The 16,452-nt window shown below is 66.6% G+C and carries 11 protein-coding genes; 7 read left to right on the top strand and 4 right to left on the bottom strand.

Going from position 1 to position 16,452, the window contains the following annotated elements; translation table 11 throughout:
- Window positions 1-181 precede the first annotated feature (181 nt).
- A complete protein-coding gene (locus tag E6C64_RS08265) occupies window positions 182-955 on the top strand; it encodes an SGNH/GDSL hydrolase family protein (protein WP_136427145.1) in 774 nt (257 codons plus the stop codon).
- 249 nt (window positions 956-1,204) lie between these two features.
- Here E6C64_RS08265 and E6C64_RS08260 read toward each other — a convergent pair whose 3' ends face one another.
- Window positions 1,205-2,620, bottom strand: a complete 1,416-nt coding sequence (locus E6C64_RS08260; protein WP_136427144.1) for an O-antigen ligase family protein — start codon at window positions 2,618-2,620, stop codon at window positions 1,205-1,207.
- A gap of 145 nt (window positions 2,621-2,765) precedes the next feature.
- On the bottom strand, window positions 2,766-4,733 hold the full coding sequence (locus tag E6C64_RS08255) for a hypothetical protein (protein WP_136427143.1): 1,968 nt from the start codon (window positions 4,731-4,733) through the stop codon (window positions 2,766-2,768).
- Window positions 4,734-4,949: 216 nt separating this feature from the next.
- Between E6C64_RS08255 and E6C64_RS08250 the strand changes: the two genes are divergently transcribed.
- The 3 genes from E6C64_RS08250 (at window position 4,950) to E6C64_RS08240 (ending at window position 9,298) form a co-directional block, all read left to right on the top strand.
- Window positions 4,950-6,932, top strand: coding sequence for a hypothetical protein (locus E6C64_RS08250; RefSeq protein WP_136427142.1), 1,983 nt, complete (start codon window positions 4,950-4,952; stop codon window positions 6,930-6,932).
- A gap of 306 nt (window positions 6,933-7,238) precedes the next feature.
- A complete protein-coding gene (locus E6C64_RS08245; protein ID WP_136427141.1) occupies window positions 7,239-7,586 on the top strand; it encodes a hypothetical protein in 348 nt (115 codons plus the stop codon).
- Window positions 7,583-9,298 carry a hypothetical protein gene (locus E6C64_RS08240; RefSeq protein WP_136427140.1) on the top strand — a complete coding sequence of 572 codons (1,716 nt, stop codon included), beginning with the start codon at window positions 7,583-7,585 and terminating at the stop codon, window positions 9,296-9,298. Before E6C64_RS08245 ends, E6C64_RS08240 begins: the two co-directional genes overlap by 4 nt.
- Before the next feature lie 67 nt (window positions 9,299-9,365).
- Here the strand turns inward: E6C64_RS08240 and E6C64_RS08235 are convergent, their stop codons facing one another.
- Window positions 9,366-10,859: a GmrSD restriction endonuclease domain-containing protein gene (locus E6C64_RS08235; protein ID WP_136427139.1), complete on the bottom strand. Its 1,494-nt coding sequence runs from the start codon at window positions 10,857-10,859 to the stop codon at window positions 9,366-9,368.
- A 354-nt stretch (window positions 10,860-11,213) separates the two neighbouring features.
- Here E6C64_RS08235 and E6C64_RS08230 point away from each other — a divergent pair, with 354 nt between their 5' ends.
- The 3 genes from E6C64_RS08230 to E6C64_RS08225 all read left to right on the top strand — a co-directional run bounded on the left by E6C64_RS08230 (window position 11,214) and on the right by E6C64_RS08225 (window position 13,478).
- A complete protein-coding gene (locus E6C64_RS08230) occupies window positions 11,214-11,492 on the top strand; it encodes a hypothetical protein (protein ID WP_136427138.1) in 279 nt (92 codons plus the stop codon).
- A 9-nt stretch (window positions 11,493-11,501) separates the two neighbouring features.
- Window positions 11,502-11,663: a hypothetical protein gene (locus tag E6C64_RS18995; protein WP_158437805.1), complete on the top strand. Its 162-nt coding sequence runs from the start codon at window positions 11,502-11,504 to the stop codon at window positions 11,661-11,663.
- Between the two features lie 96 nt (window positions 11,664-11,759).
- On the top strand, window positions 11,760-13,478 hold the full coding sequence (locus tag E6C64_RS08225; RefSeq protein WP_136427137.1) for a hypothetical protein: 1,719 nt from the start codon (window positions 11,760-11,762) through the stop codon (window positions 13,476-13,478).
- 127 nt (window positions 13,479-13,605) lie between these two features.
- Here the strand turns inward: E6C64_RS08225 and E6C64_RS08220 are convergent, their stop codons facing one another.
- Window positions 13,606-16,233 (bottom strand): choice-of-anchor L domain-containing protein, encoded by a 2,628-nt coding sequence (locus E6C64_RS08220; protein ID WP_136427136.1) that lies wholly within the window; start codon window positions 16,231-16,233, stop codon window positions 13,606-13,608.
- Between the last annotated feature and the right edge of the window lie 219 nt (window positions 16,234-16,452).

The following is a 16,452-nucleotide window of genomic DNA, read 5'->3' as shown; positions in this document are numbered from 1 at the left end:
CTGGGTAACCGCGAAGTCGGGTAACTACGCCTGTACGGCTCAGAGTACGGTTCCTGCCTGAATGCTTCACGCCCCTTTCCGGGTGCCCCCACTTCGGGGTCGGCCGGGTCGCGAGAAATTCGAGGTCCGCTGACTCCAGCGGTGGTGGCGAATTGCAGTCGCGGCGCGTAGGATCCGCCGCATGCGAGACCCGAATCGCAGCTGGACCCGAAACCCCTGGTGGCACGACGACTTCGGTGGCGCGCCCCGCTGGTTCCTCATCGCCGTGATCGCTGTCATCGTCATCGGCGCGCCGGTGACGATCGTCCTCGGCAGTCGCTCGGCACCGCCGTCAAAAGCCGGGGCAGAGGGCGCCAGCCTCGCCGTGGCGCCTCGGCCGGTGATCGCTGTCATAGGGGACTCCTTCACCTCGGGCCCACTCGACGGCGCTTCGACTGATGCGACCTGGCCCGAGCTGCTCGCCACCTCGGTGGACGCTGACTTCCAGGTGCTCGCGACCGATGGGAGCGGATACGTCACCTACAACCCGAAGGCGTCGCGCGACACGTTCTCCACTCACGCCGGCGAGGTGCGCAAAGACGCGGATCTCGTCGTCTTCTTCGGCAGCCGCAGTGACGTCAATCAGGGGACGAACGTCTTCGACGCTGCTCTCATCGCGCTCGCCGTCGCCGCAAGGCAGGTCCCGGATGCACAGGTCCTGGTGGTCGGACCGGCCTGGGCGGATATTGCGCCGCCGATCAAGATCCTCGAAGACCGCGACGCGCTCAGCCGAGCGGCGGAGGAGGCGTCCGTGCGGTTCGTCGATCCGATCGCGGAGGGCTGGTTGGTCGACGGTGAGGCACTGACGACAGATGACGGCCTCTATGCGACGGAAGAGGGCCAGAAGTACATCGCCACCAAGATGTCCGCCTTGATCGCTTCGGCCCTCGATGACATCGGGTTGTCAACCGGCTGATCAGCCCCGCCGGCCTCCCCCTTGCGTTCAATGGCTGGCTGAGGTGGGACGCGAGGCCCGCCACGATGCCCGCAGCTCGCCGATTATGGGAATCAGCCAGGAGATGCTGGTCCACCATTGTCCGCGTCCCCCATCGGGGGGACAATCGGGGTACGCCGCGCGTCCGGGTAAGCCGCGCGACGAGGCCGCCGGGCGATACCGGGTATCTCGCCCGACGGCCCTTATCTTATAAGCCCACTCTCCTGCGGGTCAGCGCGATTCGTCGAGCCGCACGGCGGCGTCATCCGGCCTCGCCCGTGACTGTGCCAAAGGGGCAGCCGATGCGAGGACCAGTACTCCGAGCAGTGCCCAGTTCCCCTCGTACAGCAGCCGCGATTCGGCTAGCGCCTGAGTGAGCAGCGCGGTGAGCAGCAGAGCGGGCAGCAGCACGCCCACTGTCGAGGCCGACGCGTCAGCGGATCCCAATTCCCCGCGGCCGATCCGGGTAGCGATGGCGATGATGAGCCCGATGAACAGGATCAGCCCGACCACCCCCAGCTGGAACGCCACGTCGAGGAAGGCGTTGTGCGCCTGCAGGTATACGACCCCACGGCGTTCTGCGAGGTGATCGAAGGGCGCGATCCACGGCAGCCAATAGCCGATCCACCCCCAGCCGACGACAGGGCGTTGCAGGAATAGGGTGCCGACGGTCGACCAGATGTCGAAGCGCCCAGTGAGGTCGTCGCTCTTGCCCATGATTGCCAGCAGCGAGCGGTACTGGATGAGCGCGACGACGACACCGACCAGGAGCAGGGCGATGACCCCACTCCCCACACGACGTCGGACCGCGCGAGACGCTCGTGCTCCTCGTCGAAGCAGTACGCCGAGGGCGAGCACCAGGACCGTCGTCACGGTTGCCGCGATGACGGTCGATGATCGAGTCAGCACGAGCTCGAGCGTCGCAAGGGCAAGGCCGGAGATAGCGAGCCAGCGGGGGAGTGCGCCAGCGGCGAGCAGGCATCCGCAGAGGATCAGCGCTAGCAGCGCGATGAAGCCCAGGAGGTTGGCGTTGCCGACGATGCCTTGAATACGGCCACCCTCGAACAAGAGCGCCCGGCTCCAATAGAAGGCGTCGGGGATCTTCTGCCCGGGCACGACGTCGATGGGGAACACGGGCAGGATCGGCCGGCGGGCGACTGCGGCGACGATGATCTCGAACAGCAGCGACAACGCCAGGATCACCGTGAGCGCAACGGCCAGAGCCCGCGCGATCTCGATCCAGCCCAAGCTGCGCACGAGAGTCACCGCAACGAACGTCACCACCAGCAGCGCGGCGATGCCCGTCAGCGTTCCGAGCGGATACGCCGACCACGCCAGCGACACGATCGCCCACACGATGTACGCGCCGAGCAGCACGACGGCCGCCGGCCACAGCCTCCCGAATGCCGCGCCTTTTCGTTGGTCGAGTAGCCCGCGAAGCGGGCGTATCGAGGCCCTCGATTGGTCACCCTCGACCTGCCGCCCCGCTCGCACCCCCTGCGCGAACACCACCACGCAGCCTACGAACATGACCGCAATCCACCCGGCGTACCCGTACCAGCTGAAGGTGTTGCGGATCGCTTCACCGGCGAACAGCGTGAAGAACGCGAGGATCGCGTAGGCATACGCCGCAGTTCGAGTGGCCACGGCACCACCGTATTAGGCGGGCGGCCAAGCATCGCACGCCTCGCGCATCGACCTGACCGCGGGAGGCGCCCCAATCAGCGGACCGCCGGAGATAGGAATAACCGGTTGCCTCACAGATCCAGAAGATCTAAGCGACGAATCCGCTCTAGCGATAGACCACCGTCACGCCCACCAGCTCCGGATTGCGGCCTTCCGGCCCTACCGCGACCTGAAGCAGCCCGCCCGACCCGAGCGCGATGAACATGAACGGCCACGCGACGTCCTCCGACTCCGAGTCGGGTGATCCCCACAGCACATCGGTGTATTCGCCGCCCGGCTCGGCACAGCCGCCGAGCCAGCTGGAGTACCCCGTTGGCGGTGTCGGCCCTGCACCGGTCGAGCGCGAGCAGACCCGGCCGTCTTCGAGCTCGACGCCCAGCGGGTCGGCGTCGGAAACATCCACTCCGTCGTGAGCGACGAAGTCTCCGCTCACTCGCTCCCAGTCGGTGGTGCCGTCTCCGCACAGCGCTTCGTTGGGGGAGTTGGGGGAGTCGGGGTCGATGAAGCACGGGTCGAGCACGGCATCCTCGCCGAAGCACCGGTACGCGTCGGCTCTCCCACTGATGGCCGAGGTGTCGCAGGAGAAGTTGCCGCTCATGGAGATGGCACCCTCGATGATCGATTCATCGCTCCACGGCATCAGATCGACGACCTTGGTGGAGCCGACACCCTTCACCACCGGCGGCGTGCCGACTTCGATGGTCACGCGGCGAGTGTCGTCTGCCGCGCTCTGCTCGAACGCGAAGTCGTACTCGTTGATGACCGCGGGGAGGATGGCGAGCACGATCGAGATCCGGCCGAGGATCTTGCCGGCGAGCGCGCCCGCCTCCTTCGGAGTCTTGCCGAGCTCGAGAAGTCCGACCGCGAGCTGCTTGGCGAACGCCTCATCGTTGGCGCTGATGCACTCCAGCACCGCCCGAGCGATGTCTCCGGCGTCGTCCATGTCGTAGATCGACGACGCACATGACGCAACGGCGAGCACCGCGCCGAGAGTGCCCTCCGCCTGACTGACTCCGTACCTGGTCGCAGTCGAGGCGAGGGTGGATGCCACGAACTGCAGGACGGTGGGCGGAGTCAACTCCACGACGTAGCCTTCATAGCCGCTGCCGAACGCAGCGCGTTCGAACGTGTAGTCGACCTCGGCTCCGGGGCCCACCAGATCGCCGTCGGCTGTCAGGTCGGCGATCGACTGACCGATCGAACTATCAGTGGCACCGATCGCCGTGAGCGCCTGACCGATGAGGTCGTCGTAGGTGTCATTGTCCGCTGCGACGGTGTCGAGGTAGGACTTGGCGGTGAATCCGAAGCCGCGGTTGACGCGGGCCTTTACCAGAAGCTGGTCGTCGTCACTGGGGTCTGCCCCGGCGCAGAACAGCACGGAATCGTCCGAGCCCTGGCCCGGCACGGCGATGTTGTCGACCCAGTCGGGCTCCAGTCCTGCGCACGACGGCGCATCGACACGGGCGGTCAGCAGCGAGCCGACCCCGTAGTGCAGGGTGGTGGCACCCTTCTCGAACTCGGACTGGAAGATGGGCACGACCGAGCTCGCCGCCCCTGCGAGTGCAGTGCCGGCAGCCACCACCGATTGCCCAGCCCGCGTCGCCGCGTCGGCGACGGAGCCGACGCCGGCCTTGGTGCCGCTGACGATGTCGTCCCACAGCGAGAGGTGGTGGACAGTGGCGGTCAACATGCGCCGGTCTGCACTGAGTGCGGAGGGGACCGCCGTCCATGATTCGGTGTTCTCGTCGAAGTACATGAACGAGGCCGCCACCTCGTCGGGCAGTGCTTCCGCATAGCTGCGGGTGAGACGCAGCCCATCGGATGGGATGGCGTCGGGATAGGTGATCTCGACTGGGGTTCCCACGAGTGAGTCGGTGTCGGCAAGGATCTTCAATTCCTCGATCGCCTGCTCGGAGACTTCGGGGGCGGCGATAGTCGGTTGGGTGAGACTGTTCGCCGTGGCTCGAAGAGCGCTCGGGCCGGCCGACGACGAAGGCGCGCAGCCGATCACTGAAAGGACGGTCGCCAGGACGGCTATTCCCGCCGTGACACGCGCGATTCGGCGTCGCGTCATCGTCTTCCACCGATCCCCATGAGCGCACTCTATTGAGTTCGTCGCTCCCAGATGGCCCACTCATGAACTGGCCAGCAGCCGTCCCCGCAGAAGGCATGTGCGATGCGGCGCCGCGCCTCGATAGAGTTCGGCGACGCCCCCTCCGGAGGCGGGGTGATCAGGGCGGATCTCCGACGCGAGCCGCGGATGGCTGATTCAAACGCGAGGTGGGGATCCATGTCGAAGGACACCAGCGAGAGCACGACATCGCCGGCGAACACACAGAGGTCGGCCGGCCGATTCGGGGTCCTCCTCGACTCCCGTCGCAGACCTTTTGTGATCGCCGCCGGGGTGGTCGTCCTCGCCCTCGTGGTTTCGGCCATCGTGTTCTTCGCCGTTCAACCGCACTCGAGAACGGAGAGCTTCACCGTCCCGACGTCCGGAGGAGCGTTCGGCTCGGATGCCATCGTGACCGTGCCCTCCGGCGCACTCACGTCGGCGACGAAGCTCGAGATCCTCAGCGGTTCCGACGGCGGCCCGAGTGATGCAACAGCCGCGGCCTACGCGGAGCCCCTCGGTACTTCCTACGAGATCACCTTTACCGCGGTCACAGAGATCGAGGGCGCGACCGTCAGCGTTCCACTCGACCCGTCGGAGCTCCCCGTCGTCGACGGGCGGCAGACCACCACAGAGGGGGCGTTTCTCGCCGTGTACAACGATCAGCTGGACACCTGGATCCCCATACCCACCAGTCACGAGGGTGGCCGTCTGGTGGCCGAGGCTCCGCACTTCTCCTGGTTCCGCAAATACGTGATCAATCCGATCAAGACCGCAGCCAGCGGCGCGGCAGATCTGGCCAATGCCAGCGTCGATGCCATCCCCGGCGGCCGAGCCCTTTTCAGCTCCCTCGCCAAGACGTTCGGCGTCACCGTCGATGAAGCCGACTGCTCCAAGCCCGATCCTGATTGGACCGTCGCGTCGAGTTCGTCGTTCTTTCCCGCATGCATGGTGAAGAGGGACGACGGAGACTACGAGCTGCGGATGAGCAACGAGCTCTTCCTTCGGTACATCGTCGATCCGCCGGAGACCTACGGGATCGGCGCGAACGATTCCGATACGGGCCTCGATGCCGGTTCTGCCATCGCTCGCCTCTGGCAGATCCACAATCACAACACCGTTCTGCCATCACGTGGACAGGGCCAGGTTTCCCTCCCCTCCACCGAGGCTGAGAGGATCGCCAACTTCGGCGAGGACACCGTTCATCTCACTCCGGACATGTTCGGCCTCATCATGGACGCTGGCCTGGTGGCCCTATCGGTGTGGCCAGTCGCGAAGAAGAGCGTTCAGGTGATCTCCAAGACGACGGTGCGAGCGGCCGTCTCAGAGATCGGCGGCATCACCACCCCGGCGCTCTATGTCGAACGGATCAGCGAGACCATCACCAAGGACGTCGTGAGGAACGGCGGAACATTAGCGGGGGCGCAGGCGATAGCGAGCGTCCTCTCGTGTGGCGCTGCCGCCCTTGACGCCCTCAGCCCGCAGAGCGGCGAGGACGTGCTCGACGCAGCCGTGCGCGAAGGCAAGGAGTGCGCCTTGGGCGTGCTGAGGGACAACGTCGAGGGATCGGCGAAAGACCTGCTCTCGCTGTTCACTGTGTTCCCGGACGGTATCCGTGCCTGGCAGGGGCTCGTCACATCCACAGCGGTCTCCGAGTTTGACCGCGATCTGCTCGATGTGAGCATTAGGGTGAGCACGACCGCCACTCCGACCACCCCACCGTTGGGATCAACGGCTTCTCCAGGCACCACTCAAGAGTCACCACCGCCACCCGCGGCCTCCACGCAAGGCGTCACGCCGGCGACCGGCACGAGTGCCTACCAGGGCTTCATTCGTCGCCTGAGCGCGACGAGTCTGACAGTCGACATCTTCAAGGTGGCGGGTGACGTCGATGGGAATGGCAACCACACCTACCGTGTGGACTCGGATGAGGACGGTCCAGTCCTCTACACGATCCCCATCAGTCCGACGGCTCAGTTCGGCTATCGGACGCCCGATGGCGTCGTGTCCGTCGCGTCCCTCCGCGATCTCCCGCGTTCGCCGGTGACCAGTGCCTCGGACGACATCGATCTGCTGAGCGTCATCTATTTCACCGACGGGGTCGTGACCAAGGTGGACGTGGGCACCAGCCTCATCCGGATGATCGTTGAGGGCGACCTCTAGAGCAGGGCTGCCGGGCCACGTTTCGCGTGCCGTTGGTGCGCTCATAGACGCCGACCTTGCGGTCCGCTCAGCTTACGAACGCGTTGTCGCCGACCCTGATGCCGCGCGTGATCCGCGCCACGGTGTAGCTGTAGTCGGCGGAGGCCTTTCTCAGCCAGCAGCTCCATCGCGCCGTACCAGCCGAGGACGGCCAGCCGGTTGCTATTGGGGGCAGCGCGAGCCTCCTGCGTACCCGCCGCAGGAGAGCAGACCACCTCCGGCGCGGTCAGGGTGCTAGCGTCTGGCCACTGACCCGACGGGAGACTCATGGACGCTGACCTGCCCGCAGAGCCCTCGCCGCCGGGTGCGGCGACCGCTCGACGCGGACTCCGGCGGGGCGCTGCCGTTGGACTGCTGGTCGGACTGGTCGCGGGAATTGCAATCGGCGGGGTCCTCGGCTCCCTGGCGACCGAGTCGAGTTTGCGCCCGTACATCGCCGTCGCGCAGAGTCAGCTGGCTCGCTGCCAGGAGACGGTGCAGCACGAGACGAATCTCGTCTCCGACCTGCTAGAAGTCGTCGGCTCGCTTAACGCCGGCATGGATGCCACCGCTGCTGTGGCCAAGGCGACGGCGGACAGCCGGCTCATCGAGGCCGACGGCTGCGCGTCGCGATGACGCTCGCCACCCGCCGACCCTCCGGGCCGCCTTCGACCTCCCGCTTCGACGCCGGCATCGGCTGGCTCGTGATCCGATTTCGACGGCATGCTCTTCGACGCGTTCCCCCGCCGCTTGCCGTGCTGATCGTGCTCTGCTGGGCGTTCTCAGGCGCGCTCGCCTGGCTGCTGCTCCTTCCCGGATTCGCGGACGCGGTGATGAAGAGCCCCATCGGATTCCCTACGCCAGCCTGGTTCATGTCCGGCCTCCTCATCTGTGCAGCTGCGCTCGCCGCATCCTGGACCGCTGTATTGCTGGACGCTCCGCGCAGATCACGGCCGGTAGGAACCGCGATAGTGCGCATCGGCTTCCCGGCCACGCTGCCAATGCTCGCCCTCGCCGCCGACCGGGAGTGGGTGGCCCTGTCCATTGCCGCTGTCTCAGCCGCGGGTGCTATCGCCTTGGGGCTCGCACCACGAGAACCCGCGACGCGTGAGCACGGAACACGAGCTGGACGCGACAGAGCAGTAGGCACGCGAGTCGGAGCTGCGCGCGTCGCGCTCGGTGCCTTCTTATCGGCGGTGCCGTGGGTCATCGCGGCATGGTTCGAGCTGCGGGCCCCGTTCATCGGCTTCGCCGGCTGGATCTGGATCGAGCTGATGCCCCTCGCCACAGGAGCCGCCGCTTTCATCGGGTTCTACGCCCTGGTGAGCGTGACCCGCAGCCGGCAGACACGGCTGCCTTGGATAGCGCGCACCGACCACTCGCCCTGGGTCGTTGCGATCGTGTTCCTCATCGCGGCAGGAATCATCGCCGCACGCATCACCTTCGCCAACGGCTTCTTCAACGAGACCGAGGCCATGACGTGGGTCATCCGCCGCAACTGGTCGTGGCTGCACGCCGCACTCGTCGCCGCGGCGATCGCCGTGCTCGCCTTACGACCGGCCCCTGGACCGCTCGCGGCCGAGGACACCAGAGTCTCGATGACGGGAATCCGCTTGGCCGGCTCCTGGAGTCTGCTGGTCTGGAGCGCCGTCGGCGTGACCGGAGTCATCTCGCTCCTGATTACGGCGCAGCCGTTCGTCTGGGACGGCTTCGTCGACGTCGACGCGTGGGTGTCGCTCATCGTCGTGCTGGCCCTTGCTGCGATCGTCATGCTTCCGCGATTCCGGCGCACCGTGGATCGTCCGATCGCGCTGATCTCAGCCTTCTACCTGGTGCCGATCCTTACCGTCATCGCGGTCGGCGTCGGCGACGATCCTGCCCTCGTCCCGTTCTGGGCTACCGCACAGCAGGTGGTCGTTCTGCTCGTCGGAATCGGCGGTGCGCTCGCGCTGGTGAACCTGATGACTCGTCGGCGCGTTGTCCCCTCATCGGTCATTCTCCGCATGATCGTGGTGCCGATCATTGCCGTGCATGCCGGTGAAGCGCTCCCCTTCTTCCTGAGCAAGCCACTCGGTCTTGCCACGGTTGCGATCGGCCTGGTCGTCACTGTGTTCGTGGCTGCGCCGAAGGTGTCGTCAGACCCGCACACCCACGGACGCGCACTGCTCACTCTTGCGAGTGCGCAGCTCGCCGCCGCTTTGCTGGCCACCCTCGGAACTGCGAGCCTGCTCGGCGGCGACGTTGCAACAGTTCTGGCCACCCAGTGGCTGACCGTCCCAATCGTTGTCGCCACTCTTCTCGTGCGACGGAGACGCATGACCTCGGAGAGCTCGATCATCTTGGTTTGAGATCCGATACCGGGGGACCTCGCCGCTGGTGAGCCGCTCCGCCAGAAACCGCGTCGGGAGAAGGAGCTCACTCGCAGGCGATGCCATCTCCATCACGGTCGAGCTTCCGGGAGTAGCCCGGTTCGTTGGAGTGGATGGGGGCAGCGCCGGCGGCGCGTACGGCGTCGCAGTTGGCATAGGCCACGGCCACGGCCACGGCCACAGGTGCTGGTGCTGGCGCAGGCTGCTCCGGGGCGTCCTCGATGACTGGCTGGGCTGGAGCAGGTGCGGGCGCGATGGGCTGCTCTTCCACGACGACAGGAGCGGGAGCTGGCATGGGCGTGAACTGCGAGGTCAGAGCCATCTCGCCGGGGCAGCTGCCGAGGATCTTCGCAATGGCATCGTGCTCCGCTTGGGTCATCCAAAGTCCGTAGGTGGCCTTGACGGCCACCTGCCGCGCCACGTAGGCGCACCGGAAGCTCGTGTTCTTCGGCAGCCACGTGGCAGCGTCGCCGGCGCCCTTCGATGAATTGGACGGACCATCGACGGCCAGCAGGTTGAGGGGGTCATTCGCGAAGGTGACGCGCTGCTCGTAGGTAAGCTGCTGCGCGCCCTTCTGCCAGGCGTCCATCAGCGGCACGACGTGGTCGATCTGCACGAGGGTGCTGGTGGTGTTGCCGCGCAGGAAGCTGATCGTCTTCGCGGTGTACGGGTCGAGCAGAGTTCCGCTCATCACCTTGCAGGGACCCTCGAGCACCTCATCGGCGAGATCGCGGGCGAGGATGTCGTTGCGGGTGTCGCACCCATTGCGATCCACATCGAGCCATGCCGTACCGAACTGAGCGGTCCGGGCGTAGCCGGTCTTCGGCGCACGCCCCTTGATGGCGATGGTCCCGAGCAGATCGATCGCCGGAACGGAGCTCGAGAAGCTCGCGGTGGCGACGGACGCGTTGCCTAGTGGTGCCTCGGCGACCGCTGGGTCGAGTTCGACAGTCGATACAGGGGCCGTGGGGGTCGGGGCCGGCGTGGGCTTCGCGCTCGCTGTGGGAGTCGGCGCCATCGTCGGCTCTGCATTGCCCGTCGTAGCCGGCGCGGCTTCGACAGAAGAGCGCCCCGCGGCGGGGTTCGTGGCCGCATTCACACCGCCGCCGATCATCGCGACGATGAGGCCGCCGGCCAGCACCCCCGCTCCGACCTTGCGTGACGCGAGGCGCAGCAACGACCGTCGGCCGGTGACGAGGACGAACGCTCCGACACCCAGCGCGACGAGGCCCGCGAGGACGAGGAGCGCGCCAAATCCGCCGGAGAAGCTGATGATCAGCACCAGGAACGCCAGCGCCCCGCCGATGATCAGCTGCCGGCGGCTGAATCGCGAGGTGCGCCGCGCGGCTGGCGCGGTCGCTTGCATCGCAGGTGCGGGCGCAGCGACCGAAGCTGGCTCGACCTCGACGTCCCTGAATGTCGACGCCGCGACAGGTGCTGGCAGCTTTTCCGCGAAGTGCGCGGTCCAGGCCGATCCGTCCCAATAGCGCAACTGCGCTTCGTTGTCTGGGTTGTCATACCAGGCGGCGGGTGCAGACACGGGTCTCCTTCGGTCCGAGCGGACGGCGGAGACACAACGCCACCGATCAGTGGCTCAGGGAGGTCTATCCGCCGGACCCAATATCGGCGGGCCGAGGGGAGATGCGATGATGCCGCGCCGACGTCAAGGTGGGCATGCTCAAGAAACGGAGCGTGTGGGCGCCGACTGAGGGGCTGGTGCCAGCGAGTCCACCTCGGCATCGCCGACGCTCATGACGTTGCGACGAGGCGACACAACACCTCGGTTCAGCACAAGTTAGGCGGCAGGCAGAGCCACACGTCATATGTACAGCCGGGTGTCATCGGCGAGGCGCCGACCGCCGGCGGGGATGTGCTCACCTGGGAGAGCGCATGCATGCTCACCCTCGACGAGGTGAACGCCGCCTGGCAGGCGAAGGGCCTCACCTTCGCTGGCCCGGCGAGCGACGGAGACACCAGCTGCGAGTACTCCGAGCCCGACATCGACCTGCCGGGCAGGGTCGACATCGACTTCTGGGCGTACGACCCGACGAGCGACTACGGATTCGGTACGGATCACACCACCTCGTGGATCGCACCCAATGCTGAAGAGGGCGTCGCCAACGCCCGCGCGGCAGCCGTCGCGAACACGACCAGCGATCAGGATGCGATCTGAGACGGCACCGTGGTCATCGGAGCAGGCAGAACGGAAGCGATGGTGTTCGCGCCGGGCGACTACTTCTACATCGTGCAGCTGTACAACATCGGAGGTGACGACACCCTCACCGACGCCTTGAGCCAGATGGCGTCCCTGCTGACCACCCGGCAGCCGGTGGCGGCGGGTTGATAGGGAACACCTGCGGGTGATCCCCCTTCCGACGCACCCCGTCCGCCAGAATGATCGCCACAGGGCGGCCATCCGGTCGGCGAAGAGGAGAGCATCGTGCGTCATCGCCTCCCAGCACTGATCGCCGGCGCGACCACCGTCGCCCTGCTCGCAGTCCTGCTCAGCGGCTGCGCATCCGAGCAGCCGACCGCCCCAGGGTCCGTCCGGGTGACTCAGGGCAACGACGCGTCGCTGTCCGTCGACGACGGCGCCCTCCTCGTCGACATCCCCGGCGACGCGATCACCGGAACAGGCACCCTGCACGCCGAGCCTCTCGCCGATTCGGATGGCAACGCCTGGAGCATCGAGCTCATCGGAGGCGCCGAACTCACGGGCACTGCGACCGTCCGCTTCAGGCACGACTTCGAAGAGGGGGAGCCGCCGCCGCTGATCGCGTCGACCGAAGACGGCACGGCCTTCGAGGGATCCGACGTCACGGTCGAGGACGGCTATGCGGTGGTGCAGACCACCCACTTCTCCACCTGGTTCACCAGCTGGTGGGGTGACCTGCTGGACAAGGCCCGCGCGCAGATGGATCGCATCTACAGCGACGCAGGCAAGCAGCCGACCTGCGACGGCGAGGACGAGGTCCGTGCCGACGGATACGAGGTGACGTCCGACGACGGCAACCGCGTGTACTGGTGTTTCGGACTCGACGACGACGGCAGCCCTCAGCTGCGCCTGACGAACGGCCGCGGCTACGGGGTGGGGGCGGAGAACACCCCCGGCATGTCCGGCTCCACGGGCGCCTCGGATCTCATCGGGATCATCTCCGCGATCCTCAAGCCCGCTCCATCGCAGCGGGGCAACACCGTCAACGTGCTGGGCGCCGGCGACACCATCGACTACGCGATCACGGGCACGGGCGACATGGGCGTCCGCGTCCAGCCGAGTCCTTCCGCCTACCTCCTCACCGCGGCCCAGTACGCCGTCGACACCCTCGGCCTGGTGCTCAAGGCGGGCGGCAAGGGCTCGATGACCAAGCAGGCCGTCGCGCAGCTGGTCAACTGGGAGAGCTGCCTGTCCGGCTACTCGAGCATGCTGACCACCAACCTGCAGACGGCCACCCAGGCGGCCAACTTCCTCAACGACGCGATCGGAACGACCCTCGGCTGTCTGGACGACGCCATCGAGAAGGCGGGACTCGGCTTCTGGGGCGTCGCCTTCGCCGAGGGCATGTCGTGGTTCATTTCCGGCGTGCGTTCGGCGGCCAACGGTTTCGCCGGCGCCGTCGACACCGCGCTGAACCCGAGCGGCTACTCCATATATGTCACGGCGCCGGGGGAGGACGCCGACTACCCCACGGACATGGCTCAGCTCTACGAGCTCCCGCACACTTCGGCCCAGCAATCGGGCAACCTGATCACCGCCACGTTCCGGCTGCCGGGAGTGAACGGCGATGGCTCCACCTCAAAGCAGACCCTCACTGCGGAAGACTCGACCGAGCAGTGGGTGGGCTGCAACGGCACGGTCGCGAGCACGGACTACGACCTGCGCGGTCGTTGGGTGCAGATGCCGTGGTCCTTCGCCGTCATAGACAGCGCGCCCGCCGGGCTGAGCGTGCACCTGCGGATGTTCCTCGACGGCCGGGTAGTCGTCGACAAGCAGATAGCCGAAGGCGACCCGTTCTACGACATCAGCACCTCGATCGACGTGACGGGTGCGCAGACCCTCACCGTCGAAGCCAGTACCGACGGCTCATGCGGAGCGTCGTCGGTCGGCTACGGCGCCTTCTTCAACACCTACGTCGACGATGAGGCCGTCCCCTTCGAATAGGAGACCCTCGGCGACTGAGCCGAGCACGAAGCTGCCGAGACGAAGCCCACTCGTCAGCCTTCGTTGGCTGAGGAGGCGCGCCAGCGCCGTCACGAAGCCTCCGAGACGGCCATCAGCCGCGCCCGCCTCAGTTGCTCCAGATCCCGCCATCCACCAGCGCCACCGCGCTATCAAGTACGGAATCGGACGCATCGGCCACAGCGATCCGCACCGTCACCGGAACACCCGCCTTGACTGGCACGTCGCAGGTGAGCGGCTTCGTGAGCCCATCCATCGAGGTGCTGTACCCCGCTACTCCTGCTGCGTTGTCGATGTAATAGGCGCTGTTGGTCTGCGCGTTCACGGTGTTCACCGCCACAGGGGTGGTCGTCCCCGGCACGTAGGCGCAGTTCACCCCGTTCACGAACACCGCCATCGCGTCGTTGTAGGCGCTGCCGACGTACTCCGGGTACTCCTCGCTGGCGAACACGTACCGCACGTGCAGGGTCGTCCCCTTGGGCACCACAGTGACCTGATACGCCACCGCGTCGAAGGTGGGGCGTCCGGCAAGCGCAGTGAGCTGCGCGTCGCCAGCGAGACCGAGGTTCGTGCTCGCCAGCTGGCCGGGTGACCCTACAGCCCTCGCGATGCTACCGGTGCTCAAGACCCAGGTCTTCGCGCCGGGCACGAACCCTTCGACGTACCCCACCTGGTCTGATGTCCCGGTCGTCGAATCGTTGACCTTCGTCACCCCGTCGCCGAAGAGGCTGTTAGGCGGTGTCGGGGCGGGTGGAGGCGTGACCGGCTTGTCACATCCGTTCGGGAAGGTGATGGGGAAGCCCGGGTACGGGAACTCACCGTTCAGGTCCTCGCTCGAGATGTCGATGCTCGCGGTCGGCCACTTCGGGAACCATGCAGTGGCCGTCAGTCCGAGCGCCAGCGCGAAGTTGGCGTTGACCACCCCACAGAGCTGACCAGGGTTGCTGGGGCTCTCCGAGAGCTTGAAGCTGGCGCTGAACGGATCGAGCGTGCCCTTGATGCCCGCGATGATTCCGGCCACCTTGGAGCCGATGCCGGGACCGAGAACCACGCTCGAGCCGAGCTTCATGCCGATCTCGGGAAACGCGAAGCCCACACCGCCTGGTTGGGTCGGCGTGGCGGAGAACGACTTCGAGGTGGAGAACTTGGGGCCATTGGAAAGGCTGAGCGTTCCCTTCATCGAGATGCCGGCAGTGGCCGTCATGCCGACGTTCTTGATCTCCACCGTTCCGGTTACTGATATCTCCGCGTAGGGAGACACCAACACCCCGATCGGCACCGGGTACACCGATATCTGCTTGTAGAGGGGCGCGATCTCGAGCCCGCATTTACCTTCGAGTTTGATGTCGAGTGCCCCGGTGGATTTGAGTGCCAGGCCGGTGTCAACCGTGGCTCCCACGTTCACCTCCACGCCGAGGAACGAGTGCTTGTCCACGGTCGTGTTGAAGTGGCCTCCCGCGGCCACCTTGAAGTCCGCGGTCGGATCCACTCCGCCGTCGTTGCATTTGACGGTGGCCGGCGCGGCTGCCGCGAGTGAGTGAGGTGCCGGCGCCGCCGTAGCCTCATCCGTATCCTGCTGGCGGGCGGCCGCTACCTTGTCCGTCGGCGTCGGGGCGAGGAGGGTGTTCGGCGCGGCCGGCGATCCGACCGTCGGGGTGGGCGTCGCGGCGGCGATCGCGTCCGCTTCCTGGGGCGTGAGTATCGACGGGTCGGTGCTGAACGGGCCCGAAGCCAGCTGATAGAAGTTGAAGGCATCCGCCAGCCCACCGGTTGTGAGCTGCAGGGTGCGGCCGTCTGTCGAGATGGAAGCGACGACGCCCAGGTACCCGCCGGCAAGGATCGTCGAAATCGGCAGGATGACCGCGGCTCCCAGCACCGGGGTCGGCACACCGTCGGCGAGAACGACGGTCACTCCGCTGTCAGTCGGGGTCGCCGAGTTGATCTGCTTCGCGGTCGCGATGAGCGTCGTCGGCTCGGCGACGTAGGAGGCGTCCGTCGAGCCCGCGGGCGGGGCGGTACCGGCGGTAAGCGTCAACGGCGTCGACCACCGGTTGCTCGACCATTGGCTGCCCGAACCGTATCCACCTGACCAGTGGCCGCCGGACCACGAGTTGCCGTGCCACTCGCTGCTGGACCACTTCTTCTCCGACTTGGTGAACAGCGCGTAGGAGTAGTGCTTCCCGGCTGTGAGGCCGGCGTCAATGGCGGTGGAGCCCTTGATCGGCACGGCCACGCCTTGGGTCGGCGAGCTCGGGGGCACATCCCCGATCGCGCGACGAAGGAGGTAGGTGCTCTCCTTCGACGTCGTCCAGGCCAGCGTGACTGATGTGGTGGTCAGACCGGTCGTGTGCAGGTCGCTCGCTCCGCCGCTCGCGACATAGCTGACCGTGAGCTTGGTCGTGCGGTTTGGCAGCACCACCACCTTCTGCTGCGGGTTCTTGACCTCGTAGAGCACGCCGGCGACGATCATGGCTGGCGCGGACACGGCGTAGGCGCCCACGGCTGCGGCGACCTTCACGGTCTGCGTCTTGCCTGCCGCCGGCTTAGCCGCTACGGCGAGGTTGACCTTCTTGTCGACGCGGCGAATCGCGACATTAGCGGCGACGCCGTCGGGCGCCGTGATCGTGACCTGCACGGTCCCCGGCTGGATCACCCATGGATGGGCCGAGGCGGGACTCGACACCCCGACCACCATGAGGAGCGCACTGAAGATCGCAATTCCGATTCGTGCGCGCACGACTGAGCCCCCGACTGCCTAAACGGCTAGCAAATGAAAGAAGTCACTGGACCGCGCTTCGGGTACACGGCGTCAAGTAGCGAGCCGACGTGGTGTGCAGACCTAGGGGCAAGCACACACGTCCCTCGAACGTCGCTGGATCCAACCTAGGGATTGTCTCGGAATTTGAGATGCTCCAGTTCCTTAGCGAAGGCGCCTTGGGTCACCAACCTAGCCACC

This window comes from Naasia lichenicola (assembly GCF_004801885.1).
In the GTDB taxonomy this organism is placed as follows: domain Bacteria; phylum Actinomycetota; class Actinomycetes; order Actinomycetales; family Microbacteriaceae; genus Naasia; species Naasia lichenicola.
This window is presented reverse-complemented; position numbering and strand designations above follow the sequence as displayed.

Bases quoted from the DNA above. Each gene is read 5' to 3' on its own strand.
- E6C64_RS08245 (WP_136427141.1), top strand. From the start codon at position 7,239: ATGGACGCTGACCTGCCCGCAGAGCCCTCGCCGCCGGGTGCGGCGACC.
- E6C64_RS08265 (WP_136427145.1), top strand. From the start codon at position 182: ATGCGAGACCCGAATCGCAGCTGGACCCGAAACCCCTGGTGGCACGAC.
- E6C64_RS08240 (WP_136427140.1), top strand. From the start codon at position 7,583: ATGACGCTCGCCACCCGCCGACCCTCCGGGCCGCCTTCGACCTCCCGC.
- E6C64_RS08255 (WP_136427143.1), bottom strand. From the start codon at position 4,733: ATGACGCGACGCCGAATCGCGCGTGTCACGGCGGGAATAGCCGTCCTG.
- E6C64_RS08230 (WP_136427138.1), top strand. From the start codon at position 11,214: ATGCTCACCCTCGACGAGGTGAACGCCGCCTGGCAGGCGAAGGGCCTC.
- E6C64_RS08250 (WP_136427142.1), top strand. From the start codon at position 4,950: ATGTCGAAGGACACCAGCGAGAGCACGACATCGCCGGCGAACACACAG.